This is a genomic window from Streptococcus mitis (genome assembly GCF_946190375.1).
Lineage (GTDB): Bacteria > Bacillota > Bacilli > Lactobacillales > Streptococcaceae > Streptococcus > Streptococcus mitis_CJ.
In genome coordinates, this window is the sequence record NZ_CAMIAF010000004.1 from 19,312 (window position 1) to 45,183 (window position 25,872).

The window sequence follows — 25,872 nt, forward strand, 5'->3', positions numbered from 1 at the left end:
CTTATGCCAATCCCAATTTTTCAACAAGGGCTTCAAACTCATTTAAACGACGTTCAAAGACTGCAAAGGCATCGTTGAGGTAGTCTTCCTTCTCCATATCAACACCAGCTTTTCTCATGACATTAAGTGGATAGTCAGATTTACCTGCCTTGAGGTAGTCGATATAGCGGTCACGGTCTTCTTGACTACCATGAACAATCTTTTCAGCCAAGGCTGAGGCCGCTGCAAAGCCTGTTGAATATTGATATACATAGTAATTATAGTAGAAGTGTGGAATGCGAGCCCACTCGTATTGGATTTCAGGATTGTCTTCCTTGCTCAAACCATAATACTCCTGGTTCAAGTCTGCGTAGAGTTTATTTAGGAAATCGCTTGTCAAGACTTCTCCATTTTGGTCCGCTTGGTGAATAGCGTGTTCAAACTCAGCAAATTGAGTTTGGCGGAAAACTGTTCCACGGAAACCGTCTAGGAAGTTATTAAGAATAGCAAAGCGCGTTGCGTCATCTTCCACTTCTTCCAATAATTTCTCCGTCAAGATATTTTCATTGGTAGTTGAGGCAATCTCAGCCAAGAAGATAGAATAATCTCCGTAAACATAAGGCTGCGTTTCACGAGTATAGCTAGAATGCATACTGTGGCCTGTCTCATGGACAAGGGTAAAGAGATTGTCTAGATTGTCCTGCCAGTTAAGGAGCATAAAGGCATTGGTATCGTAAGAACCGCCAGAGTAGGCACCTGAACGCTTGCCTTGATTTTCGTAAACATCAATCCAACGCTCGCTGAAGGCACGTTTAACACGGCTCAAGTAATCTTCACCCAAGACTGCCAAGGCCTCTTCTGCCTTTTTCAAGGCTTCTTGGTAGGTAAAACTGTATTCAACTGAAGATAGTGGTGTGTAGACATCGTACATCTTGAGGTCTGAAATCCCCAAGATTTTTGAACGAAGCTCAAGATAACGATGCAAGAGTGGCAAACGCTTGCGAACTGCTGCTACCAAATTGTCATAAACAATCTCTGGAACAAAATTGGCCGCTAGGGCTGCATGACGCGCACTCTTGTAGTTGCGAACTTTGGCACGGTAGTTTTGAACCTTAACATTGGTTTGCAAGGTTTTGGCATAGGTATGTTGGAATTGTTCATAAGTCACATAAAGAGCTTGATAAGCACCACGACGCACCTCACGGTTTTTAGACTCCATCAAACGCATATAAACGCCATGTGATAATTGTACTTCGTTACCATCTTCATCTTTAACAAATGGAAAGACGATATCTGCATTATCTAAAATAGCAAATGTTTCACTTGCCGAACCAAAGATTTCTCCAGCTCCAGCCAATAGCTCTTCTTCTCGTTGTGAAAGAACGTGTTCCTTGCCTTGCAAAAGCTTGTCAAAATAGTGTTGATAAACCTGCAATTTTGGTTGAGCCTCTAAAAAGTCAGCATACTGCTTTTCACTAATTTCCATAAATTCAGGCTCATAGAATGAAAAGGCTTGGTCCAGCTGGCTATAGAGAGTCATGGCCTTGGCATAGTACTCTTGATACTTGGCTTCACGAGTGTCCTGGTCATTTTTCATATGAGCATAAACGTAAAGCTTCTCCATCTGGCGCTCCATATCAAGAGAAAATTCAGTAATTTCGAGTAGGCTATCCGCACTATCCAAGAGATGGCCTTCATACTGGGCTACTGTCTCCAATTTTTCTGTTAACTCTTTTAAGGCTTCTTCCCAAGCCTGGTCAGTTGGGTAAATCGTTGATAGATCCCATGTATCTTTTTCATTTATTTCATGTCTTTGTAATATCATTAGATTCCTCCATCCTTTCTATTCTACCATATTTTTTAAGAAATATTGCTGATAAAAGGCTGGTGGATAGAGCTTTTGCCAATCATTTTGAGGATTTTGTTGATAATAGGTTTGAAAATACTGATAATAGCGAGTCAAATCTTGATCAATTTGGCAAAAATTACCTACTAGTGGTCTTATTTGTGGATACAATTCTTTTAGTCCATAAGTTAGGAGATTTTCTCCCTTTTGATAGGCTTCTGCTTGTTCTTTCATCCAAAAGGGATTTTGATAGTACAGTTGTTGTCGGATATAGCGACAGATGTCCTTGTCCTGAGAAACTGTAAAATGAGATATTTTTTGTTTCTTATAGGGAAAACGTAATATCTCCAGTAGACTACCGTGAGCATAGGGAAATTCCTTGATTTGATAATAGAGTCTGCCTCTGAGATCCTGGTGGATGAGATATTTAAGCCTTAAAACCTGTTTTTCCTTGTCTACTTCCCAAACATAAAATCCCATGTTTTGACTGAAATAGAGAAACCCTTGTTGCAGACGAGTCAACCGCTCCTTGAGCCAAAGTTTTTCTCCTAGCAACCACAGTACTTGGTAACCCTGACTACGATAGCCCTCACTACGCTCTTTAAGAATTTTTTGAGGCAAGGGACTACACTGAACTTCTAGAGCTAGATTGCCATTTACAAATACATCCGCAATCTGTTTAAGCTCTGGAAGCGGGTATTCTAATTGCACCTCTGCCTCTTTTTTCAACCAGTGATAAAGGGATTCTTTATTTGCCAGGTGTTCTGGACTTTCATTTTCAGAGGAAAAATCACAGTCTTTTAGGGATTTATGGGCAAAATGGGTCCGGACACTTGGTCCTTGACGCAAACGGAGCTGGCCTTCACAAGCTGGGCAAGTGTAGGCTTGCTTCTCAAGCTTATCCTCTAACACATTTACCAATTCTCCCCTAGTATCTCTCGCAACAAACATGATTTCCCTCCTTTTCTATATTATTCGTAAAAAAAGAAAAAAGATCAGGAAATTTCCTAATCTTCATGTGTGTTTACTTGATTTTCTTAGCTAGCATGGTCGCAAAGCGTAGTTGTATACGATTGCCATTCTCATCACGACGATGCAAATGGCCTGGATTTTCATTGTACTTGACCAATTCCCAGTCCTTGTAATAGTCTGCCAATTCTCCTTCTTTAAAGGTGAATGGGAAGTTCACAGAGCAAGGATAATCCTTCGTGTCCATGGCACAAACGATAAGATTATAACCACCGACCGCGGTTTGCTCCTGCATGTTTCGGATAATAGCTGGAATACGATCCGCTTGTAGAAACATGAGAACAACTGTTGAAACGATAAAATCATATTCTTGTCCAATGCTGGCTGAATTGATATCGTAGAGACCAACAGGCATATCCAGGTCTTCCTGCTCCACAATGCTTTGCAAGATTTCAAGGGCCAATTCATTTTGATCTACAGCTGTCACATCAAATCCTTGCTGGGCCAAAAAGAGGGAATTACGGCCCTGACCACAACCCAAATCCAAGGCTTTACCCGGTTTCACTGTTTGCATAGCTTCCAGAACTTCTGAATGAACAGGATTGGTATTGTATTTCTTAGGGAAATAGTCCTCAGGTTTACAATAAAATTCCAAGTACCATTCTACATCGTCTGTGGCAGCCTCCACTCGGTGCCAGGCTTGCGGTTGCGCCATTGGATTGTCTGCTCCTGCTTCAAAGAGATGCTCAGCTAGAACCTCACCATCTTCAGTCAATTCAATAAACTTGAGGGCTCCTTTTACAACTGTAATCTTGCCCCAAGTTCCAACCTTGGTATTGTGTTTCTGCTGAACAGCCTCTGGCATAGTTTCTTTAGTCCACAAAGGCATACGTTTATAGGCAACTAGTTTTTCCATTTTCATTTCCTCTTTTTATCGCTGATTAACAGCTTTCATAACACGCGCGATGTCGCGGTTTTGCTCACGACGTTTGATAGACTCCCGTTTGTCGTAGTCATGCTTCCCTTTAGCTAAACCTAAAAGGAGCTTGGCATAACCATCTTTGATATAGACTTTAAGAGGAACCAGTGTCATTCCTGTCCCTTTAGTTTCCTGTTCCAACTTTTGGATTTGCTTCTTATGGAGTAGGAGTTTGCGGCGACGTTCTGGTTCCTGGTTCCAGATATTACCCTCTTCGTAAGGAGCGATATGAACATTGCTCAGCCAGACTTCCCCATTTTTCACTTGGGCAAAGCCATCCTTGAGATTGATTCGAGCTGCTCGCACACTCTTGATTTCAGTTCCAGTCAGGACCATTCCTGCCTCTAGCGTATCTACGATTGTATAGTCGTGGCGCGCTTTTTTATTTTGTGCGACGACCTTTCCCTCGCCCTTTGCCATGCTTGGCTCCTTTCTTAGCTACTTCCTTATAAAAAGGTTTCTTTCCTTTTTTCTTCTTTTCTTTTTGTGAATGCTTGAGCTTATCATTTGAGCGTCCTGATTTTCTCTTATCTTCCTTCTTATCTGGACGACGATTTGAACCACGCCCTCTGTCTTTGCGACCAGCTTGTTTCAAGCCTTTTTCAATCACATCAAACTCACTTGGGATGTAAGAGAAGTCAATTTCACCTGTCATCTTATCGGCTCTTTCAACCCGAATACGAATCTGTTGACCTACACGGAAGGTTGTACCCGATTTCTCCCCACGCAGGGTCAAATCACGCTCATTGAAATGATAAAATTCAGGTAAATTAGTGATGTGAATCAAGCCCTCAACTGTATTCGGCAATTCAACAAAGAGACCGAATTTAACAATGCTAGACACAACCGCATCGTACTCTTCGCCCACGTATTCTTCCATATACTCAGCCTTTTTCATGGCTTCGACTTCACGCTCAGCTTCTATAGCACGACGTTCACGGTTGGAAGACTGGGTCGCAATCTCTGGAATCACTTGCTCAAAATGCTCTGCTATTTCCTTAGAACGACCGTAGTCCCGAATCATACGGTGAACAAGAAGATCTGGATAACGACGAATCGGACTGGTAAAGTGAGTATAATAGTCAGCAGCTAGTCCATAGTGACCGTGATTGTGCTCCGAATAGCGGGCCTGCTGCATAGAGCGAAGAAGCATCATGGACAATACATCCGCATAAGGTTCTCCCTCAACAGTACGCATGATGTCTTGAAGCGCCTCCTGGCTAATCTCACTGGCAGTTCCATAAATGCACAATCCAAAGCTCGAAGCATAATCAATAAACTTCTGAACCTTTTCAGCCTTAGGCTCCTCATGGATACGATAAATGAAAGGCAAATCCAGCTTGCTGAAATGCTCGGCAACTGTTTCGTTGGCCATCAGCATAAAGGACTCAATCATGCGCTCGGCAACACCACGCTGACGAAGAACGATATCAACAGGCTTACCCTGTTTATCCACTAAAATCTTCGCTTCGTTGGTATCGAAATTGAGTGCTCCACGTTTCACACGCATGTTTTCTAGAGTTTCATGAAGCTTGGCCATAAGTTCGATACTAGGAACAATTTTCTGATATTCTTGTCGCTTTTCCTCGTCGCTCGCTAAGATATCATTGACATCACTATAGGTCATCCGATAGCTTGTCTTGATAACCGTTTGTGTGATTGTGTAGTTGACTACACGACCATGTTTATCAATCTCCATAATGGCAGACTGGGTCAGACGGTCAACTTGAGGATTGAGAGAGCAAATGCCGTTTGACAGTCGTTCTGGAAGCATTGGCACCACGCGGTCTGTCACGTAAACAGAAGTCGCACGATTAAGGGCTTCCTTGTCAAGGGCAGAACCCTCGGTCACATAATAGGAAACATCTGCGATGTGAACCCCAAGCTCCAGATTTCCATTTTTCAAGGCCTTGATATGCACCGCATCGTCCAAGTCTTTGGCGTCAGCACCGTCAATGGTAAAGGTAATCTCATCTCTTAGATCCAGACGGCCTTCCATATCCTTTTGAGACGGAACATCAGGCACACTTTCTGCTTCCTTCACAACAGCCTCTGGAAATTCTGAGACAATGTCCATAGACTCCAAAACCTCAAGAACATCAATTCCGACATCCGTTGAATGCCCCACCACATCGAGGACACTAGCGACAAAGAAATCATGTTTCTTGCTTGGGTATTTATCGATAAAGACCTTGAGAACTTCTGTTCCCTCCAGTTTAAGGGCTGGTTTCTTTACATAAATCGGTTGGCTGATTTTCTGATTTTTCGAACGGATGTAGCCAGCATACTTAGGCTTTTCCTGATCTAGAACGATTTGACCGACAACAGTTGTCAAACTGTGTTCTAGGATATCGATAATTTTGGCTTCCGCCGCTGTTCCCTTGTTACGATCAGCGACTTTCTTAATCACTACCTCGACGGTATCACCATCAATAGCATAGTTGACATCATTTTTTCCTACAAAAAGGTCGTCCTCCTCACCTTCCAGACTGACAAAGCCAAAGCCATTTTTATGGGCATGAAAAATCCCCTTGAGGGTAATCTCATGTTTTTTCTTGGCTTCCAAGGTCAGACTGCCATCTTCTTCAAAGCGAATCTGGTGCTTTCTTTCCATTAAGGACAAGGTTTTAATCAACTCACGAAAATCCTTGGAACCGTCTTTTCCCAAATCCTGAGCCAAGTCATTGACAGTTACCTTTCCCTTGTCTTGTAAATATTCTTTTATTCTATCTTTCATATTTTCTTTCTAGATTTTTAATTTTCTCTTACTGTAAAACCTTCTCAAACATCCTTTAAAAATAAAAAGAGGCAAAGACCTAGTCCTGCCCATTATTTTCTTATCTACTTGATAATACCGTCAATGCTAAGGCAATGGCTAGCCAGAAAAAGACTAAAATCCCTGTCAAACGCTGCATTACAGCTTCAAAACCGCGTGCTTTACTGCGTTCAAACAAATCACCTGAGCTGGCATCAAATACATTGCTGGATTGGTTTTTGGTTGGTTGCATGAAAATCGCAATCACAATCACAACAGATAATACTAATAAAATGGTTAATAATAGGTTATACATATCAAACTCCTTAAAATCCCTATTATTTTACCATAAAATCTACTTAGATTCAAGATGTAGGGTTACTTTTCTTTCCTTGGGACAATACTTTAAAACCTCAATCTTGTCTGGATGGGTTTTTGAATTTTTACTGGTTAGGTAATTGATACTGCCACAAGAGGAGCATTTGAGATTAATTTTTACTCGCACTAGATTTCCTTTACTTTTAATAATGTTCGAAATTGAAGAAGGTTAAAGAGACAACTAAAGGCAACACAAAGGCTTGTCGCATAAAAGACTGCATGGTAGCCAAATTGACCTGCTACTGCAGAACCTGCCATGGGACCAACGACACCGCCCAGATAAAAGAATACCTGATTAAAGGCAAAGACCCTCGAAATACCAGCTTTGGGCGTCATCTTGCTGAGAAGGGCATTAACTCCGGGAATCAAGGCACCGGTTCCCAATCCAAAGAGGAAACGATAGAGGCCTAGTTGAAGGGGGCTAGAAGCATTGGCACAGAGAAGATAGATGATGACTGAATAAAACTGGGCTACAACCAAGAGACGATGATTGCCCACCTTGTCACCTAGCTTGCCCATGACTCCTGCACTCATCATGCTGGAAAAGCCCATACTGGACACAATCAAACCAGATACAAAGAGAAGATTCTCTGTCTGGCCTAAGTCGCGCACATACAGAGCTAAGATAGGGCCGATTGATTGGGCTGAAAATTGGATGACAAAACTAGTCAGAAAGAGGTTGACCAAGAGATAGGGGTATTTAACTGATGTAAACAATTCCTTTGTTGGAATGGCCTTTTCCTTGGCTACTGGTTGAAAATCTTCCTTGATAAAGCAAATAGTCAAAATAGCAGCTAAAAATAGAAAACAACCAACCAGTAAAAAGACAGTACGAATGCCAAATAATTCTGCGATAAAGCCACCAATAAAGGGACCCGTTAGAGTACCTGCAACTACGCCTGTAGACAAAGTTCCGAGAGCAGAGCCTGATTTCTCCTTGGGAACCTGACTGGCTATCAGGGCTGTTGCATTGGGAACAAATCCTGCAAATACACCGTTTAATAAACGAAGAAAGATTAACCAATAAATATTTGGCACAAAAGCCAAGCCTCCCATAGTAATGGTCATGGCCATCCCAGCCCGAATCATCATGGGTTTTCGACCGTATTTGTCAGCAAGGATGCCCCAGATAGGAGAGAAAAGTGCCGCAGAAATGGCAGAGACAGAAATAGCTAAACCTGCATAAAAAGCAGCTTGATCACTCCCCACACCTAAATTTTCCACAAAGATGGGCATAAAGGGCACAACCAAGGAAATACTGGCTCCTGTCAGAAAATTACCAAACCAGGCAATGCGCAGATTATCCTTCCAGTTAATCTCTGTCATCTTGCTTACCTCCCTCAAGCAGGGAGAACACCTGAGTAAGAAGCTGGTCCTGATTTCCATTGTTGTTTAAAACATGGCTGGCCAAATCTTTCTTTTTCTCTAAAGGCCACTGGGCTGCCAGACGAAACTCAGCTTCATCTTTGGACAAGTGGTCCCTTTTCATTAAGCGTTCTACTTGGACATCTCGGTCCACATAGACCAACCAAGTCTCATCAAACCAAGAGACGTAGTCCTGCTCAAAAAGTAGGGGAATATCCATGAAGAAAATCTCTTCTGTCTGAGCCAATTGGTCTCTTAACGTAGCTAGTTCCTCACGGATAATCTCTCCTTGAATTCGCTTAGACCATTCTCGTTCTTCAGGATTTGAAAAGATGAGACTAGCTAGGAGAGGGCGATTGAGTTCTTCGTTTGCAAGGATGATTTCTTGCCCAAAGTGCTGGACTATAGCCTTAAACAGACGACCACCAGGTTTCTGTAGTTGGTGGACGACTGCGTCGGCATCCACTACTCGAAAGCCTTGCTTTCTTAGAAAATTTGTCACAGTTGACTTACCAGAGGCAATTCCCCCAGTGATTCCAATGATTTTTCCCATCAACCCCTCCTTTGGCACTGAGGACAAAAGTGAGTTCCTCGTCCGCCTAGTTGGATTTTCTCAATGATGGTACCACAGCGTACACATTCTTGACCAGCCTTATCATAGACCTGATGAAAATCCTGCATGGTTCCATCTTCCCCAAAAGCGTTGGTATAGGTCCGAATGGTGGAACCACCTTTTTCAACAGCCTGTCCCAAAACAGCAATGGTCTGGTCATGAATGGCAGTCGCTTCTTCTGCTGTCAAAGTCTGGGAAGGTCTAGCTGGATGAACCTGAGCTCGCCAGAGAACCTCATCCACATAGATATTGCCAAGTCCAGCTACCAAAGTCTGGTCTAGGAGATGAGATTTGATAGGCTTTTTGGACTTGGCTAGGGCAGCTTGAAAGACCTGCAAATCAAAGTCTTGTTCGCTTGGTTCAGGCCCTAGTTTTTTAGAAATAAAGTAGGCGTCTAAAAGGTTAGGCGCCAAGAGTTCCATAGTACCAAACTTGCGAACATCCTCATAAACAAGGGTTCCACCGTCCTCAAACTGAAAGAAAACATGGGCGTGTTTTCGTTCAGGAACCTGGTACGGATAATAAAAATACTTGCCCTCCATCCGCAGATGGGAAATCAAGACCTTGTCTGTCAGGTAGAAAAGCAAATATTTGCCCCGACGTCCCATTGAATCGATAATCTGACTAGGCAATTCCCTTTGAAACTCTTCCAAATCCGTCTTAATCATCTTGGGATAACGAATTTCTACACTCGAAATCTTCTTTCCCAAAATCAATTTTTCTAGGCCACGACGAACAGTTTCAACCTCAGGTAATTCAGGCATAAATCCTCCTTCTGTAAAAACAAGAAGCAGGCATGAGCCCACCTCTACTTAGTATTCTTTTTCATTATAGCCAAAGTCAGCCAAATCTAGCTTTTTATCGCGCCAATTTTTCTTGACCTTGACCCATGTTTCTAGGAAAACCTTGTCTCCTAGCATGAGTTCAATATCACGACGTGCCATACTACCAATTTTCTTAAGCATAGCACCACCTTTACCGATGATAATCCCTTTTTGGCTATCGCGCTCGACCATAATTGTTGCACGGATGTGAACCTTGTCTGTTTCTTCGTCTCGCTTCATAGAATCCACAACTACTGCGACAGAGTGCGGAATCTCTTCACGAGTTAGGTGCAAGACTTTCTCGCGAACCATTTCTGAAACCAAGAAACGCTCTGGATGGTCTGTAATTTGATCAGACGGGAAATATTGAAAACCTTCGTCCAGATTTTCACTCAAAATATCCACTAGACGAGAGACGTTATTCCCTTGAAGAGCTGAGATTGGAACGATTTCCTTAAAGTCCATTTGATTACGAAAATCATCAATCTGAGACAAAAGCTGGTCTGGATGAACCTTATCAATCTTGTTCACCACCAAAATCACAGGAACCTTGGCAGCCTTAAGACGCTCGATAATCATATCGTCCCCCTTACCACGCGCCTCATCAGCAGGCACCATGAAAAGAACGGTGTCCACTTCACGAAGGGTGCTATAGGCAGATTCTACCATGAAATCTCCAAGAGCCGTTTTAGGCTTGTGAATCCCTGGTGTGTCGATAAAGACAATCTGCTCCCTATCGGTCGTGTAAATTCCCATGATTTTGTTGCGCGTTGTCTGCGCCTTGTCACTCATGATGGCAATCTTTTGCCCCATAACGTGATTTAAAAAAGTTGACTTCCCAACATTGGGACGTCCTAAAATGGCTACAAAGCCTGATTTAAAAGTCATAATTTCCTCTTGCTATTTAAAATAATAAATCCCAGATTCGTGGGAGAAAAATCAATGCGCCTGTTAAGGCTGCGAAAAGAGAGACCACTAATACCGCGCCAGCCGCCATATCCTTGGCATTTTTAGCCAGCATGGAAAAGTGATAGTGACTGGCCAAATCCACCACATTTTCAATAGCAGAATTGATAATTTCAAAGGCTACTACCAAGAAAATGCTCAATAGGAGAAAGAGCCATTCGATTCGTGACACCTGAAAAACAAAACCTGCAAGGATGACTACTAGAGCCGTCACGGCATGTTTTCGCATATTTCGTTCTTCCTTGATGGCAGTAAAAATTCCTGTGATGGCAAATTCTAAACTAGATATCAGGTCACGATTTTTCCATTTTCGTTTATTGTCTTGTGAGTCCATAGGCTGTCAAAATTTCTTCTTGTAAACCGAACATCTCCGCTTCTTCTTCCGGAGTGTAGTGATCATAGCCGTTGATATGTAAAAAGCCGTGTACTGCCAAGAAGCCCATCTCACGCTCAAAGCTATGGCCATATTCCTCGGCCTGCTCATGTGCCTTATCGATAGAGATGAACAGTTCCCCAATATAGGCATCAAACTCAGACATCATCTCTGCCAATTCTGGATTTTCAAGTAAATCCTCTTCGTCAAAGGCAATTTCCAACTCTGGCTTATATTCAAGGCTGATGACATCTGTCGGACGGTCGGTGTCACGGTACTCCAGATTGAGTTCATGACTACGCTCATTGGTCACAAAGGTAACTGCCATCTCCTTGTCTTCTTTTCCTAATTTTTGGGCTGCAAATTCCAAAATCTCTTGGGTTTGTTGCAACATTTCTTTTGAAACTTGACCAGTTTCATCTACCATTTCAATATACATGTGCTTCTCGTTTCTCTTTACTTGGCTTTATTATACCACATTTCCATGATTTTATTCTACCTTTTTGATATAATACTATGGAATACAATCACAAGGAGAGAACGATGTCATTTGACGGATTTTTTTTACACCACATGGTTGAGGAATTGCAAAGAGAGTTAGTGAACGGTCGCATCCAGAAAATCAATCAACCTTTTGAACAAGAGTTGGTCTTGCAAATCCGTAGCAATCGCCAAAGTCATCGCCTGCTCCTTTCTGCCCATCCAGTTTTTGGACGCATTCAGCTGACCCAAACAACTTTTGAAAATCCAGCTCAACCTTCTACCTTTATCATGGTTTTAAGAAAATATTTGCAGGGTGCCCTGATTGAGTCGATCGAGCAGGTTGAGAATGACCGAATTGTAGAAATGACAGTTTCCAATAAAAACGAGATTGGCGACCATATCCAGGCTACCTTGATTATCGAAATCATGGGGAAACACAGTAATATTCTACTGGTTGATAAAAGCAGTCATAAAATCCTCGAAGTTATCAAACATGTTGGCTTTTCACAAAATAGCTACCGTACCTTGCTTCCTGGATCAACCTACATCGCTCCGCCAAGTACGGAATCTCTCAATCCTTTTACAATCAAGGACGAGAAACTCTTTGAAATCCTGCAAACACAGGAAACGACAGCTAAAAACCTTCAAAGCCTCTTTCAAGGTCTGGGACGCGATACGGCAAATGAATTGGAAAACATTCTGGTTAGTGATAAACTATCTACTTTCCGAAACTTTTTCAATCAAGAAACCAAACCATGCTTGACTGAGACTTCCTTCAGCCCAGTTCCTTTTGCAAATCAAGTGGGAGAACCTTTTGACAGTCTTTCTTATTTGTTGGACACCTACTATAAGGACAAGGCTGAACGCGACCGCGTCAAACAACAAGCCAGCGAACTCATTCGTCGTGTTGAAAATGAACTTCAAAAAAATCGTCATAAGCTTAAAAAACAAGAAAAAGAGTTACTAGCTACAGACAACGCTGAAGAATTTCGCCAAAAAGGGGAATTGCTGACAACCTTCCTCCACCAAGTGCCTAACGACCAAGACCAGGTTATCCTAGACAACTACTATACCAACCAACCTATCACGATTGAGCTTGATAAGTCTCTGACTCCCAACCAGAATGCCCAACGCTATTTTAAACGGTATCAGAAACTCAAAGAAGCTGTCAAATACTTGACTGATCTAATTGAGGAAACCAAGGCAACCATTCTCTATCTGGAAAGTGTAGAAATCGTCCTCAACCAAACTGGGCTGGAAGAAATCGCTGAAATCCGTGAAGAATTAATTCAAACTGGCTTTATCCGCAGAAGACAACGGGAGAAAATCCAGAAACGCAAAAAACCAGAACAATATCTAGCAAGTGATGGCAAAACCATCATCTATGTCGGCCGCAACAACCTACAAAACGAGGAGCTAACCTTTAAAATGGCCCGCAAGGAGGAACTTTGGTTCCATGCCAAGGACATTCCTGGAAGCCACGTTGTCATCTCAGGAAATCTTGACCCATCTGATGAAGTCAAGACAGACGCAGCAGAGTTAGCTGCCTACTTCTCTCAAGGTCGCCTATCAAATCTGGTCCAGGTGGATATGATTGAAATCAAAAAACTCAACAAACCGACTGGTGGAAAACCTGGCTTTGTCACTTACACAGGACAAAAGACCCTCCGCGTTACACCAGATCCAGAAAAAATTGCATCCATGAAAAAATCCTGATTTTACTTGAAATCAGGATTTTTAACTTACTATTCAGTCAAATCATATCCAATAATAGGACTAATCTTTGCCACCTAGTTTCTCATTGATTTTCATCATCACACTAGCAATTTTTTCACCCCAATAAGGGTCTGAGGCATATTCCACATTCATACCAGACGCCTTGTTTCCAAGGAAAGTTCTGCCCCTATCGATATAATTTTCCTTAATCCACTTGGTTGCACCTAAAATTCCCTTATCCACATCATCAAATGTCTTGGCAGAAAGGTAAGGGGTCATATCATAGGCTGTAATTCCAAAGAAATTATTCTTATCTCTAGCAATCTTACTTCGTCCCCAGTCGCTTTCTAAGGCACTATGGGCAAGGAGGTAAAGGGCATTGATATGGTAATGTTCTTCAGCTTCCTTAAAGGTAGCTCCCTTATTTTCCAAGAGACTATTATTAATATTTAGCAGACTAAATACCTTATCCAAATCTTCAGCACTATAGTTTGTAGCCTCTGTCAAATCTTTGAAAAGGAAGGGATTTTCAAGGTTAAAACCATCAAAATGCAGCCCATCTGCCGAATAATATTTCTTGCCTACTTCCATATCAGAAAGATGAGAAGCTACTGGGATACTAGCATTCTGAGCCACATAGTGATAAAAATGGTGTCCATCACTCTCATAATAAGGGATAAAGTCCTTACTAGCATCTAGTGCTTGTAAATCTTCTGTTTTCATGTAGCCTGACAAACCAGAAACAGTAATAGCCAAGCGCTTGTCATCACTTTTTCTATCCTTATCTAGCCAGACGACACTAGCTTGCGATATATAGGAGAGCTTTTCACCATCTGCATTATAAACATTTGCTGTGACAGGTACGACTTGATAATAAGCAGCATTTTCATTTGTAGCTTTTTCTCCAAGCCATTTACCGTCGCTTCCAAGCTGATAACCATCTACAGTCTCATTTTTCGCCATGTAGCCACCAGAGTTGAAGTAGTACCAGGCTTGGCTTTTAGCATCGTATACCCATTCTTTCTCAGCCATTTTACCATCAGATTTGAGGTAAAACCATGACTTCTTATCCCAAATCCATTCATTGGCTGCCATATAGCCACCAGATTTTAGATAATAATAGTGACCATTTTCGAAAATCCATTCTTTATCAGCATGATTTCCATTTTCTTTGATGTAAAACCAAGATTGGTATTGTTTGTCAAAAAGCCAACCTTGCTGTACTTTAGCGCCACTAGCATTCACATAAGCCTGGTCAATCCACTGACTTGTCAGTAGATAACCACCAGATTTAAAATAATAGTCCTTCCCTTTAATTTGGAGCCATTCTTTCTCTGCGTGTTGTCCATCTGCTTTGATGTAAAACCAAGCGTCGTATTGAGAATCATAGACCCAGTCTTCTATTACTTTGGCACCTGTTGCACCGACATAGGAAGCTCCTAGCCAAGCATTTCTTTTCATCTTTCCATTTTGGTCAAGATAATAGAAGGCTCCCTTGTCTTCTACCCATTCTGACTTAGCCATATAGCCACCAGATTTGAGGTAAAAATAATCATCACCTTGTTTCAGCCATTCATTTTCAGCATAGTTGGCATCTTCTTTTATATAAAACCAAGATTGATATTGAGCATCAAAAACCCACTCATTGGCTGCTTGACTCCCATCTGCTTTCAGGTATTGTTTTCCTTGCCAAGTACCATCGCTAGCCATTGCACTCTCTGGTCTGGCTAAGAAAAATAGCAGAGCTAAAAAAACAAATCTCAATTTCTTCATAAACTTTCTTCCTCTGTTCTTTCTATTTTATTGTATCAAAATTCTCTATAATAAACATTACAAACTGATAAAAAATCAAGAACAGATTGATTGCAGTTTACCTCAGAGACTCTTTTACTTCCTTGCGGAGATTTTCTAGACTGCTAATACCGTATTTATCCATGACTTTTGGTAAATTTTCGATGATATCAGGGCAGGCATAAGGATTGGTAAAGTTGGCTGTTCCAACTCCAATAGCAGATGCTCCCGCCAGATACATTTCTAGGGCAGTTTCAGCCGAATCCACTCCTCCCATTCCAATGATAGGCAGGTCTGTTGTTTGGGCGACTTGGCGGATGAGTTTGAGGGCTACCGGAAATACTGCTGGACCAGACATTCCACCTGTTCCATTTGCCAAGATTGGTTTTCTGGTTTTGAGGTCAAAGCGCATACCGACCAGAGTATTAATCATAGTCAAGCCACTTGCTCCTGCATCCTCTGCTGCCTTTGCGACAGTAACGATATCGGTCACACTAGGAGTTAGTTTGACATAAACTGGTACATCAGAGGCTTCCACAGCTGCTTTCACTACATCATAAGCCAGATCAGGATCTTGACCAATCAAGAGTCCGTGATTGCAATGATCTACGTTAGGACAAGAGATATTGAGCTCAATTGCCTTTACATTAGCTGCCTTGGAAATTCCACGAGAAACAGCTGCATACTCTTGTTTTGAAAAACCAGCTACATTGGCGATAATAGGAAGATTTGGATATTCTCTTTCCAGCCAAGGTAACTTTTCAGCCAAAACAACCTCCAAACCAGGATTTTGCAAACCGATTGCATTGAGCATGCCAGCAGGTGTTTCTGCCACCCTTGGAGTTGGATTGCCAAAGCGTGGTTCAAGGGTTGTCGCCTTGATCATAATAGAACCTAAAAGGTCTAAATCATAGTACTTGGCATACTCTTGTCCAAAACCAAAACAGCCTGATGCTGGAATAATCGGATTTTTCAAATCCAAGCCTGGTAGAGAAACTTGTAAACGATTTCTAGTCATGATTTTCTCCTTATAGTACAACTGTTCCTGTGCGGAAAACAGGGCCATCTTCACAGACACGTTGGCTGACCGTCTCGCTTTCTGGTACTTTTAGGACGCAGGCATAGCAAGCCCCCATTCCACAAGCCATACGAGATTCCAGAGATAGATAGGCCCTTGGGTGGTCATAAAAGGTTTGATTGATATACTTCATCATTCCTGGAGCCCCACATGAGTAAACAGCATCAAACTGACTGTCTAAATCCTTGATAACAACGGAAACATTTCCCTTAATACCATAAGAACCATCATCTGTCGTTACAAAGACTTGACCATATTGAGCTAATTCCGTCTCTAAAATAACAGCATCCTTATTAGCAAAACCGAGAACTGTCACTACTTTCACACCACGCGCATGTAATTCCTTGGCCACCTCAAGCAAAGGTGGAACACCAATCCCTCCACCAACAAGGAGTACCTGGCTCTGCTTATCAAGGTCAGACAAGTCAAAACCATTTCCCTGAGGCCCCATCACATCAAGAGTATCTCCCTGACTTAAGGTTGAGAAAATAGCTGTCCCAGCTCCCTCAATCCGATAAATGAGATGACACTGCTTCTTAACCTTATCGATAGACGAAATTGAAATAGGGCGACGCAAGAGATGGGCGTCATCAGGCACACGCAGATGAAGAAATTGCCCTGCTCGCATAGCTTCAACCATTTCTCCTTCTAGGACTAATTCAAAGATTGCTGGCGCGATTTCCTCCTGTGCTACCACCTTCATGGTTTCCAAACGAATTGCACCCAAACGTTTCTTACATGTGGGATTCATGACTTTTCCTCCTTAAATTTTAAGGGGACCAGACAAAGAAAAGACCTTGCTAGTGCAAGGTCTCAGTTAAAATCGTACAACAGAAGAGAGCACACTCAAAAAGTCTCCTCTAGAAAATTGCACTATTCTTTTATCTGACACCTTGTGAGTCTCTCTGGACTCCCCTTAAAGGTTAAATTTTTATTAGTATACTCTTTCAACCAAAAAAAGTCAAGTAGAAAACGAACATTCTACTTGACTTCACGAGATTATTTTTCACGAATGACTTCGACCTTGTAGCCATCAGGGTCTTTGACAAAATAATAGTTAGGTGCAGTTCCTGGTAGGCCATTTGGTTCAGTCACTTCATAACCTTTTGCACTGTGCTCTTGATGAAGAGCTTCAAGATCGGGTGTACTGAGGGCGATATGGGCAAATCCATCTCCAACCACATAAGGACCATGATCGTAGTTATAGGTCAATTCCAACTCATAGTCGTCACCCTCAAGACCTAGATAAACAATCGTGAAGGCATGGTCTGGAAAATCTCTGCGACGCAATTCTTTAAATCCAAAAGCATCTTGATAGAATGCAATTGATTTTTCAAGATTTTCTACTCGTAAGCAAGTGTGTAGCATTTTTGAAGCCATATTTTTCTCCTTTATTTTTAAAAAGACTGGGACAATCCTGTTCCAGTCTTATCAGTTATTATTTACCAAGTTTTGCTTTAGCTGCATCTGCAAGAGCTGTGAAAGCTGCTGCATCATTAACAGCCAAGTCAGCAAGCATTTTACGGTTGACTTCGATCTCAGCCAATTTCAAACCATGCATCAATTGTGAGTATGAAAGTCCGTTCATACGAGCTGCCGCGTTGATACGAGTGATCCACAATTTGCGGAAGTCACGTTTTTTCTGACGACGGTCACGGTATGCATAGTAGTAAGAGTTCATCACTTGTTCTTTTGCAGTACGGAACAAGATGTGTTTAGCTCCATAGTAACCTTTTGCTAATTTAAGAATACGTTTACGACGTTTGCGTGATACAACGCCACCTTTAACACGTGCCATGTTTTATTTCCTCCAAATATTTCCTAGAATTGTTTACTTACAGTCAAGCTATTATTTCAAGCGAGTAAGCATTGCTTTGATACGTTTGTAATCTCCTGAATGCACCATAGATGCTTTACGAAGATGACGACGTTGTTTTTTAGTTTTTCCGTGGAAACGGTGAGAAGTGTAAGCACGGAAACGTTTAAGTCCACCAGAACCTGTACGTTTGAAACGTTTAGCTGATGCGCGGTGTGTTTTTTGTTTTGGCATGATTTTTTCTCCTTTATTTAACTTTCTGACAATTATTTTTTGTCAGTTGCTGGCGCCAATTGCATGAACATTTGACGTCCATCCATTTTAGCACGTTGTTCGATGATTGCAATATCTTGAGTTGCTTCAGCAAACTCGGCTAAAACTTTTGCACCAATCTCTTTATGGGTAATCATACGACCCTTAAAGCGAATAGATACCTTAACTTTATTTCCTTTTTCAAGGAATTTGCGTGCATTGCGAAGTTTTGTATCAAAGTCACCCTTGTCAATAGTTGGACTTAGACGAACTTCTTTCACAGTAACAACACTTTGTTTTTTACGTTGTTCTTTTTGCTTCTTCTGGTACTCAAATTTGAACTTACCGTAGTCCATAATTTTTGCAACAGGCGGTTTGGCTTGGGGTTGAATCAATACTAGGTCAACATTGGCGTTATCAGCCAAAGCTTGCGCTTCACTGAGTGGCTTGATGCCTAGCTGTTCTCCTTCAAGACCAATCAAGCGAACTTCACGTACACGAATCTCATCATTGATGAATAAGTCTTGCTTTGCTATGGTTTTCACCTCTTTTGTTTTATTAGAGAAAAACAATAGCGGACTCGTAAATATACAAGCCCGCACGTTATGATAGCGTTTCTTAGAAACTTTTCATCCGTAGGGCCAGGCAACTTAATGTCACAAGGCGAGAAGCTCTCACTTCTGCTTTTCTCAACTTTTATATGATACCAAGTTTTCGAGTCCTTGTCAAGATAAAAAGTTATTTTTTTGAAAAGTTTGTGTTTGTATTTTGCATTGATTTCCTAATCAAAAAGAGAGAATCAAGGTGATTCCCTCTCTATGTTAGTTTTTACTTATTTTCCCTATAGGAAAGCTAGAATCTATTAAAAACTTCTTTTTTCTGTGAACTTCCCCATCTTTCGATAAATAGAATCCCCACTAACAAAAGGATAATCAGGCAAGGAAGTAAAACTAGCCCCATGTCCCAATTTAGATTGACATTATCAATTTGCTTAGGTAATCTTCCAGACAAAATCTCCACTGAACGCAAGTAAGTAAAGGGAATCAGATGTGCAATCCTTTGAAGAGGCTGAATTGTTTGGATGCCAAACAATAAGCCAACAATCCCAATGAGTGAAAGAAAGAGGACAGGCATTTTTTGCTTGAAAAAGTAAGTAATCAAGTAGACGACTTCCACAATGACAATAAAAGCTAAGAAAGTTAAGAGCAAGCTAGGAAATAACACATCTTGTATCTTTCCAATAGTTACCTCTTGATTCACTAAGCTATAAATCGGGTAGGGATAATCTAACTGTCCAAAACCACTTATCAGACTTCCCACTAGGAAAGAAAAACCACAGATTCCAATAAACAGCACAGTTACATAGCCCACCCCAACTCCAAGAGAAGACATTGCAAATGTCACTTTTGAAAAAGGATATAACTGAGCTGTGTCCAGATGATTCTGATATCTTTCCGCAAATAGTTGCGTTAGCATAAAAATAATAGCAATCACAAACAAGCTTGGGATGATAATCCCTAAAATCCAGACAATCTGATCAATCCCGTGGGTCGGATAATCTAAATTGTGCGCTTTTATGTTCAAGGGATATAAGGCTTGGTAAATCTTTCGCTCGCGGTCAGCCCCCATTTTTAGTTCAGAGCTAGAAGTCGGGGTATTTGATATCCTTTCATAATTCTTCTCTTCATCTTGCCACTGCAAATAGTAGGCTTCTTTCCATCGCCCTTCTTTTAATAAAGTCAGAATTTCTGTCTTTTGAGTCAAATGATTCTTTTGCACGTCTAAAGTATTTTTAGCAATTTGGTATTCCTCCGAGCTGGTGTCAGATATTTGGGAGAGTTTCTCTTCATATTCATTGAGACTCTCTCAATTGCTACAAGACGAGTTTCCAACTTTCCCTCCAAGCTGACTGAGTTTGCAGTCCGACTATTGAAATAAAAGGTAACACCGAGTACAGATACAAATAAAGCTAAGATAATCCAGTTTAAGCGACTTTTGAAAACTTTTTTCAATAAAAATAGACTAACATCTTTCATAAACTAAACCTCTTCTATCTGCCCCTGACGAATGGTTACGATGCTATCGCAAATCTCCACTAACTCCTCTTTGTAGTGAGAACTTAAAAGAACCAGCTGTTCTTGTCTATCGATTTGTGCTAGCCTATCAAAAAACTTCTGTCGATAATACTCATCTAAGCCATTTGTAATCTCATCCATAAGCCAGCATTTCGCCTGACTGAGGAAATACATAGCAATCACCAAGCGTTGCTTCATGCCTAAGGAATACTTGCGAATGGGAAGGCTGATATAGTCAGACATTTCCCAGTAGGCAATTTCATCCCTCAAGTTCAGACCTGACTTCCAGATGTTTTTGATAAGGCGAAGATAGTCCATCCCACTTAAGTTTCCATCCAGCCATTCAATACTCTCATAATAAAACAAAGAAGGAGAGACTGCGATATTTCCGCTACTTATAGGAATTAAATTGCTAATGGCTCGGAACAGTGTCGTCTTTCCAGAACCATTGATAGCAAGAATACCATAAATCCTACCCTTTTCAAATGTAAAATCAACATCTTGTAAGATGACTTGTCGCGTTTTTAAGGTCACATGAGTAAGTTGCAACATATCCAGTCCTCCTTTTTATCACTCTTGAAAGATTAACAACCACCGTTGTAATAATTTATATCTCTAAAAAATCGTAATTTAACCACCATCAACGCTATACTCATCATATCTATCATAACGAGACTGTGATAGTTCGTACTATACTTTCCAATCATACCGATAAGTTTTAAGAACGCTCACAGCAGATACACTGGACTGAAAAAGACAAATAGATCATAAACTAACTAATTAAACGGTTTTTGCTAATTTTTAATAGTTTTATATCATTGATATTGAATACGCTTTCATTATATCGTTTTTATCATTATTATGCAACAGATTTTTAGTTTATTTTACTAATATATAGTATTTATCCTTCCTATCGAACGCTTTCGATTTTCCAACTATTCCACCCCTTAAAGCGTATAGCTCCCTGCTGGTCAGTTCGATAAACTTTGCTATTGATACCTTCCAGCCGAGCCAAGGTTTCCTGATGGGGGAGTTTCGTTCGATTATTCTTTCCAACTGAAATGAGAGTGAACTCTGGTTTGAGTTTTTCTAGAAAGGCTGAACTTAATGATTTTTTAGAGCCATGTTGGCTAGCTTTCAAAACATCCACCTCTAGGTCAGGATATTGCCTCAGCAATTCCTTCTCTCCTTTTTCCTCCAAATTTCCAGTGAAGAGAAAGTTTTTATCCAAGAGTTTTCCATACAAAACCAGGGAATCTTCATGATCTCCATCTCCAATTTTCCTTGGAGATAGGACTTCTAACTGACTTCCAAAAATTGGCAAGTTCTCTCCCATTGTCACACTGCGTACTTTGGTTTGAGTCACCTGTAGTTCTGCCACAAATTCCTTCTGTTTCAAACTGCCTTTGGACACTAAAATTTCCCCTACATGGAATGCCTTGGTCACCTCCAGCAAATCTCCAACATGTTCCTTGTCCGTATTTGTCAAAATTAGCTGATCAATCTTGGCTACTCCTCGACTTTTTAGATAGGGGATCAAGCTTCTCTGTGCATTGCTGGTCGTCGCCTTTTCTTGCCATTTTTCGATTTTCTTATTAGATTCTGCCTTGCCACCGACATCTATGAGAATGGTTTTACCAGTTACATCCCGTAGGAAAATACTTTCCCCTTGCCCAACATCCATCATGGTAATTTCATTTTCCAGTGGATGCTTGGTCAAGAAAAAGAGACCCACAATAAATAAGCTGAAGCCAGCTACTCTTTTAATATTTTTCCTACAATCATAGACTAAAGCCAAGGAAATTAACAATAAAATTAAAAGCCATGCATTGGGTTGTCCAAAGATCAAAGGTCTACTTGCCACCTGCCATACCAAGCGAATCATTCCCTCCAACCATTCAAAAATAAAATTAAGCTGAATGACTGGATAGAGAAAGGAAAGGGCAAATAAGATAGACAAGAGCGGTAAGAAGATCAAGTCAAAAAGAAAGGAAAAGACAAAGGTCAAAAGGATAGACCAAGGTTGGAATTCCGCAAAATAGAAGGATAGAATGGGCAATATGCCCAAGGAGATGACTAGACTTTCTCTAACAACAGCCTTGAGCCCCTCTCCTTCTTTACTGGTCATAGTCAAGATAAAAGCATAGGCGCAGGACAAGACTCCTCCTGCTGTCAAGAAAAAGTTGGGCATGACGATAAAGAGGACAAGGACTGTCAAGGCAAAATTATCCAAGCCCTTAACACCATGTTGAGCCAGTAACTTTTGCAAAAGACTGCGAATGACCGAAGCTGAAAATCCTGTCAGACCTGCATAAATAAGGGAAAAGGGATAAGTCAACCATTTCAACTTTTCTTGGGTCAAACCCAATCGCAAAAGTAGTTTCTTAAAGCCATCCATGAAAAATCCTACCTGCATGCCCGACAAGGCAAAAAGGTGGATAATCCCGAGACTGGAATAAAGTTCATTCATCTCCTCAAAGTCTGTATCAAGATGTCCCAGCAAGAGACCCGTCATGTAGTTACGCATAGGGTCTGGAAAGTGTGTCTTAATCCAAACTACAGCCTTACGGCGTAAACTGGACAAGTTTTCGCCTATATCCCAACTGCTTACCTTTTGAAGTGACTGGATTTTTTTGATATTGAGAGTCTGGAAAATTCCCTGAGTCTTCAGATAAGCTTGGTAGTCAAAACCACCAAAATTTCTCTGCCCTTCTGGCTCCGAAAGTTTTCCTTCTAGTTCTATCTCATGAAGGGCTGTTAAAGTTTGAAAGGCTTCTTTCTCCTCCTCCGACTGGAGTCTATAATAGACTTGAAAAATGCGTCCATCAGCCTTGCCACGAAAGGATAGACTATCACCATTGACCTTAACAGTGTCAGGCAAAATCCGTACCCTTTCAACAGAATCTGCCAAATTTTGACTCGCTTGACTCTGTTGCCAAGTTTGAAACAGAAACCAAAATCCAAAGATTCCGCAAATCACTAGAACTTTGCTAGCAGGTTTCCAATGAAATTGAATAAAAAGACAGACTAGCAGAAAAACGAAGCCCAACAAAGCAAGATAAGATGCTGAAAAAATGGCGTAGTAAAGCCAAAATAACAGAAAACTCAGGTAAATTAGGGGAATAGAGAAATTCTTAATCCACTGTAACATAGTCTTTTAGCTTTTCCATCGTTTTAGCACCAATGCCAGAGACCTTCTTAAGTTCATCAACCGACTTGAATTTCCCATTTGCCTCACGATGGTCGATAATATCCTGAGCTCGTTTTCCTCCCAGACCCTTAACCTGCTTGAGTTCTTCCAGACTGGCTTTGTTGAGATTGACCTTCTTTTCCTTGCTCGTCGAAGAAGCTGCCCCAGAACCTGCCTGCTGACTAGCTGCCTCTTCTCCCTTAGTGGGAACGTAAACCAGAGCCTCATCACTAACTTTCTGAGCTAGATTGAGCGACTTGCTATCTGCTTGCTCTGTCAAGCCACCAGCCTTCTGAACAGCATCATTGACTCGACTACCTACCGGCAAATCATAAATTCCAGGTGCTTTAACAGCGCCTTTTACATCTACTGTGATTAGATCTTGTTCAACGGGTTCTTCCTTTTCTTCCTTCTTCACATCCTTTTCGGTCGATGAGTCCTTGGAAATAGCTGCGACTTCTGCCTGTAAATTCGTTTCTTTTACAGGTGTTTGTGGAGTTGGCTTTAGCAGGAAAAATCCTCCTACAAGCAAGCCCAGACCAGTACAGATGACAATGATTTTATACTCTTTGATTTTCTCGATAATTGCTTCCATATTTTCTCCTCTCTTAGATTATTCGTAAGAGGAAGAAAAAAACAGTTGAAAATTTCTTCTCAACTGCTTATTTATTTGCAAAATAGTCTTCCTTGGTCAAGACATAATGAACTCTTGTCACGATTCGGCCTTCTTCATGCTGGTCCATACAAGCATAAGCTTCTTCGTGGGAAAAACGTATTCCTGATTTCTCCATGACCTTTCCTGACGCAGGATTATCCTTATCGTGAAGAGCAACTAACTTGTTCATTCCTATTTTCTCAAAAACTAGCTTAATTACGGCACGATTGGCTTCTGTCGTCAATCCTTGATTCCAATACTTTTTATTGATAATGTAGCCAATAGCTGCCTTCTTAAGAACAGGATCAATCTTGTGCAGGTCAATAGTTCCAATAAACTGACCATTGCTTTTTAGCTCTATTCCCCAACGTCCTAAGGGATTGGCCAAGTAGAACTGAGCAATGTTATTCTTGGTTTCTTCCAAGCTTTGATTGGTTGGAAAAGTGTAGCGCGTATTATCCTTGTCCGAGGCATAGTCAAACATTGCTTCCGCATCATCCAAGGTTACAGGTCTAAGCAATAAACGCTCTGTCTCGACTATGGGATACTGAGCTAGTTTTAAAAAGATTGATTCCATAGGATTCCACCACTTGAAAAGTTTCTAACTAAGATAAGGATATTGAATGAAATATTTAAAAAGCAAATTTATACTTGGTATTGAGATAACTTTAAGTACAAAAGAACTATCCTTCAGATAGAGGTTGAGGCTCTAATTCTTCACTCTCTTCTTTTTTAATCGGAGCTGGTTCATAAGCTCGAATAATCTGAGCAACAACTGGATGGCGAACCACATCCTTAGCTGAAAAATGAACAAAGTCAATCTGGTGAATGTTCTTGAGCTTTTCTTGGGCATCAATCAAACCGGACTTGACATTACGTGGTAAGTCAATCTGACTGATATCTCCATTGACAATCATCTTAGAATTAAAGCCTAAACGAGTCAAGAACATCTTCATCTGCATGATGGTCGTATTTTGCGCCTCATCGAGAATGACAAAGGCATCATCCAAGGTCCGTCCACGCATATAGGCAAGGGGCGCAATCTCGATAATTTCACGCTCCATGAGTCGAGTCGTTTGGTCTTTCCCCAGAATCTGATACAAGGCATCATAAACAGGTCGAAGGTAAGGATCTACCTTCTCCTTAAGATCACCTGGAAGAAAACCTAGACTCTCTCCTGCTTCCACCGCTGGGCGTGTCAGGATAATTCGTTTGACTTGCCCACGTTTAAGGGCAGTCACGGCCAAAGTCACTGCAAGGAAGGTCTTCCCTGTCCCTGCAGGCCCAATTCCAAAGGTCACATCGTGCTGTTTAACACTATCCACATAAAGTTTTTGACCCAAGGTTTTGACACGAATAGGCTTCCCTGTATTGTCCTTGATAATTTCTTCTTCGTAAAGGGCGACAAACTTGTCAATTTCATCGTTTTTGACCATACTAATTGCAGTCACCACATCTGGCGTACCAACGGTCATCCCACGATTTACCAAGACCATCAAAGCCTGAATAACCTGACGGGCTTCCTCACAGGCAGTCTCTTCTCCCAAAACCTGCACAATCTCCGTACGAGCATGAATCACCACATCAAGCTCTTCTTCCATCAAACGAAGATGGCGTTCATTGGAACCAAAAAGATGAAACAGGTCATCTGGATGACTCAGTTGAATGTCTATTGAATGTTCCTTCAAATAAAGAACCTCTCTAATCCTTTTATTTCTTTTTATTATAGCAAAGGGGTGGAGAAATTACTAGCCCAAACCCAGTGAATC

26 protein-coding genes, 1 pseudogene and 1 other annotated feature are annotated in these 25,872 nt (G+C 41.2%); of the genes and pseudogenes, 1 reads left to right on the forward strand and 26 read right to left on the reverse strand.

The window, feature by feature from the left end; genetic code table 11:
* Position 1: 1 nt before the first annotated feature.
* The 13 genes from pepF to ybeY all read right to left on the reverse strand — a co-directional run bounded on the left by pepF (position 2) and on the right by ybeY (position 11,486).
* Entirely contained in the window at positions 2-1,804 is a 1,803-nt protein-coding gene (pepF, locus tag N8M09_RS02745) for an oligoendopeptidase F (protein WP_261063636.1), read from the reverse strand.
* 18 nt (positions 1,805-1,822) lie between these two features.
* Positions 1,823-2,776, reverse strand: coding sequence for a competence protein CoiA (locus N8M09_RS02750; RefSeq protein ID WP_261063638.1), 954 nt, complete (start codon positions 2,774-2,776; stop codon positions 1,823-1,825).
* Positions 2,777-2,849: 73 nt separating this feature from the next.
* The gene (gene tehB, locus N8M09_RS02755; RefSeq protein ID WP_261063640.1) at positions 2,850-3,710 is read right to left on the reverse strand and encodes an SAM-dependent methyltransferase TehB; all 861 of its coding nucleotides are present in this window, start codon (positions 3,708-3,710) and stop codon (positions 2,850-2,852) included.
* A gap of 15 nt (positions 3,711-3,725) precedes the next feature.
* The gene (gene smpB / locus N8M09_RS02760; protein WP_001051750.1) at positions 3,726-4,193 is read right to left on the reverse strand and encodes an SsrA-binding protein SmpB; all 468 of its coding nucleotides are present in this window, start codon (positions 4,191-4,193) and stop codon (positions 3,726-3,728) included.
* On the reverse strand, positions 4,156-6,510 hold the full coding sequence (gene rnr, locus N8M09_RS02765) for a ribonuclease R (protein WP_261063642.1): 2,355 nt from the start codon (positions 6,508-6,510) through the stop codon (positions 4,156-4,158). The genes smpB and rnr overlap by 38 nt, the downstream gene beginning before the upstream one ends.
* A gap of 100 nt (positions 6,511-6,610) precedes the next feature.
* Positions 6,611-6,844: a preprotein translocase subunit SecG gene (gene secG, locus N8M09_RS02770; RefSeq protein WP_000282517.1), complete on the reverse strand. Its 234-nt coding sequence runs from the start codon at positions 6,842-6,844 to the stop codon at positions 6,611-6,613.
* 39 nt (positions 6,845-6,883) lie between these two features.
* A complete protein-coding gene (gene rpmG, locus N8M09_RS02775; RefSeq protein WP_001809104.1) occupies positions 6,884-7,033 on the reverse strand; it encodes a 50S ribosomal protein L33 in 150 nt (49 codons plus the stop codon).
* Positions 7,033-8,232 carry a multidrug efflux MFS transporter PmrA gene (locus tag N8M09_RS02780; RefSeq protein ID WP_218764125.1) on the reverse strand — a complete coding sequence of 400 codons (1,200 nt, stop codon included), beginning with the start codon at positions 8,230-8,232 and terminating at the stop codon, positions 7,033-7,035. The genes rpmG and N8M09_RS02780 overlap by 1 nt, the downstream gene beginning before the upstream one ends.
* The gene (gene coaE / locus N8M09_RS02785) at positions 8,219-8,824 is read right to left on the reverse strand and encodes a dephospho-CoA kinase (protein ID WP_261063644.1); all 606 of its coding nucleotides are present in this window, start codon (positions 8,822-8,824) and stop codon (positions 8,219-8,221) included. Before coaE ends, N8M09_RS02780 begins: the two co-directional genes overlap by 14 nt.
* On the reverse strand, positions 8,824-9,648 hold the full coding sequence (gene mutM, locus N8M09_RS02790; RefSeq protein ID WP_261063646.1) for a DNA-formamidopyrimidine glycosylase: 825 nt from the start codon (positions 9,646-9,648) through the stop codon (positions 8,824-8,826). The genes coaE and mutM overlap by 1 nt, the downstream gene beginning before the upstream one ends.
* 48 nt (positions 9,649-9,696) lie before the next feature.
* Complete coding sequence (gene era, locus N8M09_RS02795; protein WP_261063648.1) at positions 9,697-10,596, reverse strand: GTPase Era; 900 nt, start codon at positions 10,594-10,596, stop codon at positions 9,697-9,699.
* Positions 10,597-10,612: 16 nt separating this feature from the next.
* Positions 10,613-11,008: a diacylglycerol kinase family protein gene (locus tag N8M09_RS02800; protein ID WP_000378157.1), complete on the reverse strand. Its 396-nt coding sequence runs from the start codon at positions 11,006-11,008 to the stop codon at positions 10,613-10,615.
* Positions 10,989-11,486: an rRNA maturation RNase YbeY gene (gene ybeY, locus N8M09_RS02805; protein ID WP_000275156.1), complete on the reverse strand. Its 498-nt coding sequence runs from the start codon at positions 11,484-11,486 to the stop codon at positions 10,989-10,991. The genes N8M09_RS02800 and ybeY overlap by 20 nt, the downstream gene beginning before the upstream one ends.
* 104 nt (positions 11,487-11,590) lie before the next feature.
* Between ybeY and pavA the strand changes: the two genes are divergently transcribed.
* Positions 11,591-13,246: an Rqc2 family fibronectin-binding protein PavA gene (gene pavA / locus N8M09_RS02810; protein WP_261063650.1), complete on the forward strand. Its 1,656-nt coding sequence runs from the start codon at positions 11,591-11,593 to the stop codon at positions 13,244-13,246.
* 60 nt (positions 13,247-13,306) lie between these two features.
* On the opposite strand, the gene N8M09_RS02815 is transcribed toward pavA, so the two are convergent.
* From N8M09_RS02815 to N8M09_RS02875, 13 genes and pseudogenes are all read right to left on the reverse strand, one after another.
* Complete coding sequence (locus tag N8M09_RS02815; protein ID WP_261063652.1) at positions 13,307-15,019, reverse strand: glucosaminidase domain-containing protein; 1,713 nt, start codon at positions 15,017-15,019, stop codon at positions 13,307-13,309.
* A 97-nt stretch (positions 15,020-15,116) separates the two neighbouring features.
* Positions 15,117-16,103, reverse strand: coding sequence for a dihydroorotate dehydrogenase (locus N8M09_RS02820; RefSeq protein WP_261063654.1), 987 nt, complete (start codon positions 16,101-16,103; stop codon positions 15,117-15,119).
* Positions 16,066-16,866 (reverse strand): dihydroorotate dehydrogenase electron transfer subunit, encoded by an 801-nt coding sequence (locus N8M09_RS02825; RefSeq protein ID WP_261063656.1) that lies wholly within the window; start codon positions 16,864-16,866, stop codon positions 16,066-16,068. The genes N8M09_RS02820 and N8M09_RS02825 overlap by 38 nt, the downstream gene beginning before the upstream one ends.
* A gap of 248 nt (positions 16,867-17,114) precedes the next feature.
* A complete protein-coding gene (gene gloA, locus N8M09_RS02830; RefSeq protein WP_000157153.1) occupies positions 17,115-17,495 on the reverse strand; it encodes a lactoylglutathione lyase in 381 nt (126 codons plus the stop codon).
* A gap of 58 nt (positions 17,496-17,553) precedes the next feature.
* Positions 17,554-17,913: a 50S ribosomal protein L20 gene (gene rplT, locus N8M09_RS02835; RefSeq protein WP_000124834.1), complete on the reverse strand. Its 360-nt coding sequence runs from the start codon at positions 17,911-17,913 to the stop codon at positions 17,554-17,556.
* A gap of 51 nt (positions 17,914-17,964) precedes the next feature.
* Positions 17,965-18,165, reverse strand: coding sequence for a 50S ribosomal protein L35 (gene rpmI / locus N8M09_RS02840; protein WP_001125943.1), 201 nt, complete (start codon positions 18,163-18,165; stop codon positions 17,965-17,967).
* A gap of 32 nt (positions 18,166-18,197) precedes the next feature.
* Positions 18,198-18,728 (reverse strand): translation initiation factor IF-3, encoded by a 531-nt coding sequence (infC, locus tag N8M09_RS02845; RefSeq protein ID WP_000848180.1) that lies wholly within the window; start codon positions 18,726-18,728, stop codon positions 18,198-18,200.
* A 15-nt stretch (positions 18,729-18,743) separates the two neighbouring features.
* Positions 18,744-18,875 (reverse strand) — a sequence feature (ribosomal protein L20 leader region).
* 160 nt (positions 18,876-19,035) lie between these two features.
* A pseudogene (locus tag N8M09_RS02850) lies at positions 19,036-20,219 on the reverse strand (ABC transporter permease).
* A 3-nt stretch (positions 20,220-20,222) separates the two neighbouring features.
* A complete protein-coding gene (locus N8M09_RS02855) occupies positions 20,223-20,810 on the reverse strand; it encodes an ABC transporter ATP-binding protein (RefSeq protein WP_261063658.1) in 588 nt (195 codons plus the stop codon).
* A gap of 358 nt (positions 20,811-21,168) precedes the next feature.
* Positions 21,169-23,409, reverse strand: a complete 2,241-nt coding sequence (locus N8M09_RS02860) for a DNA internalization-related competence protein ComEC/Rec2 (protein ID WP_261063660.1) — start codon at positions 23,407-23,409, stop codon at positions 21,169-21,171.
* A complete protein-coding gene (locus N8M09_RS02865) occupies positions 23,393-24,043 on the reverse strand; it encodes a helix-hairpin-helix domain-containing protein (protein ID WP_261063662.1) in 651 nt (216 codons plus the stop codon). Before N8M09_RS02865 ends, N8M09_RS02860 begins: the two co-directional genes overlap by 17 nt.
* Before the next feature lie 67 nt (positions 24,044-24,110).
* Entirely contained in the window at positions 24,111-24,680 is a 570-nt protein-coding gene (locus N8M09_RS02870) for a GNAT family N-acetyltransferase (protein WP_261063663.1), read from the reverse strand.
* A 106-nt stretch (positions 24,681-24,786) separates the two neighbouring features.
* Positions 24,787-25,791 (reverse strand): PhoH family protein, encoded by a 1,005-nt coding sequence (locus tag N8M09_RS02875; RefSeq protein WP_261063665.1) that lies wholly within the window; start codon positions 25,789-25,791, stop codon positions 24,787-24,789.
* Positions 25,792-25,872: the final 81 nt, after the last annotated feature.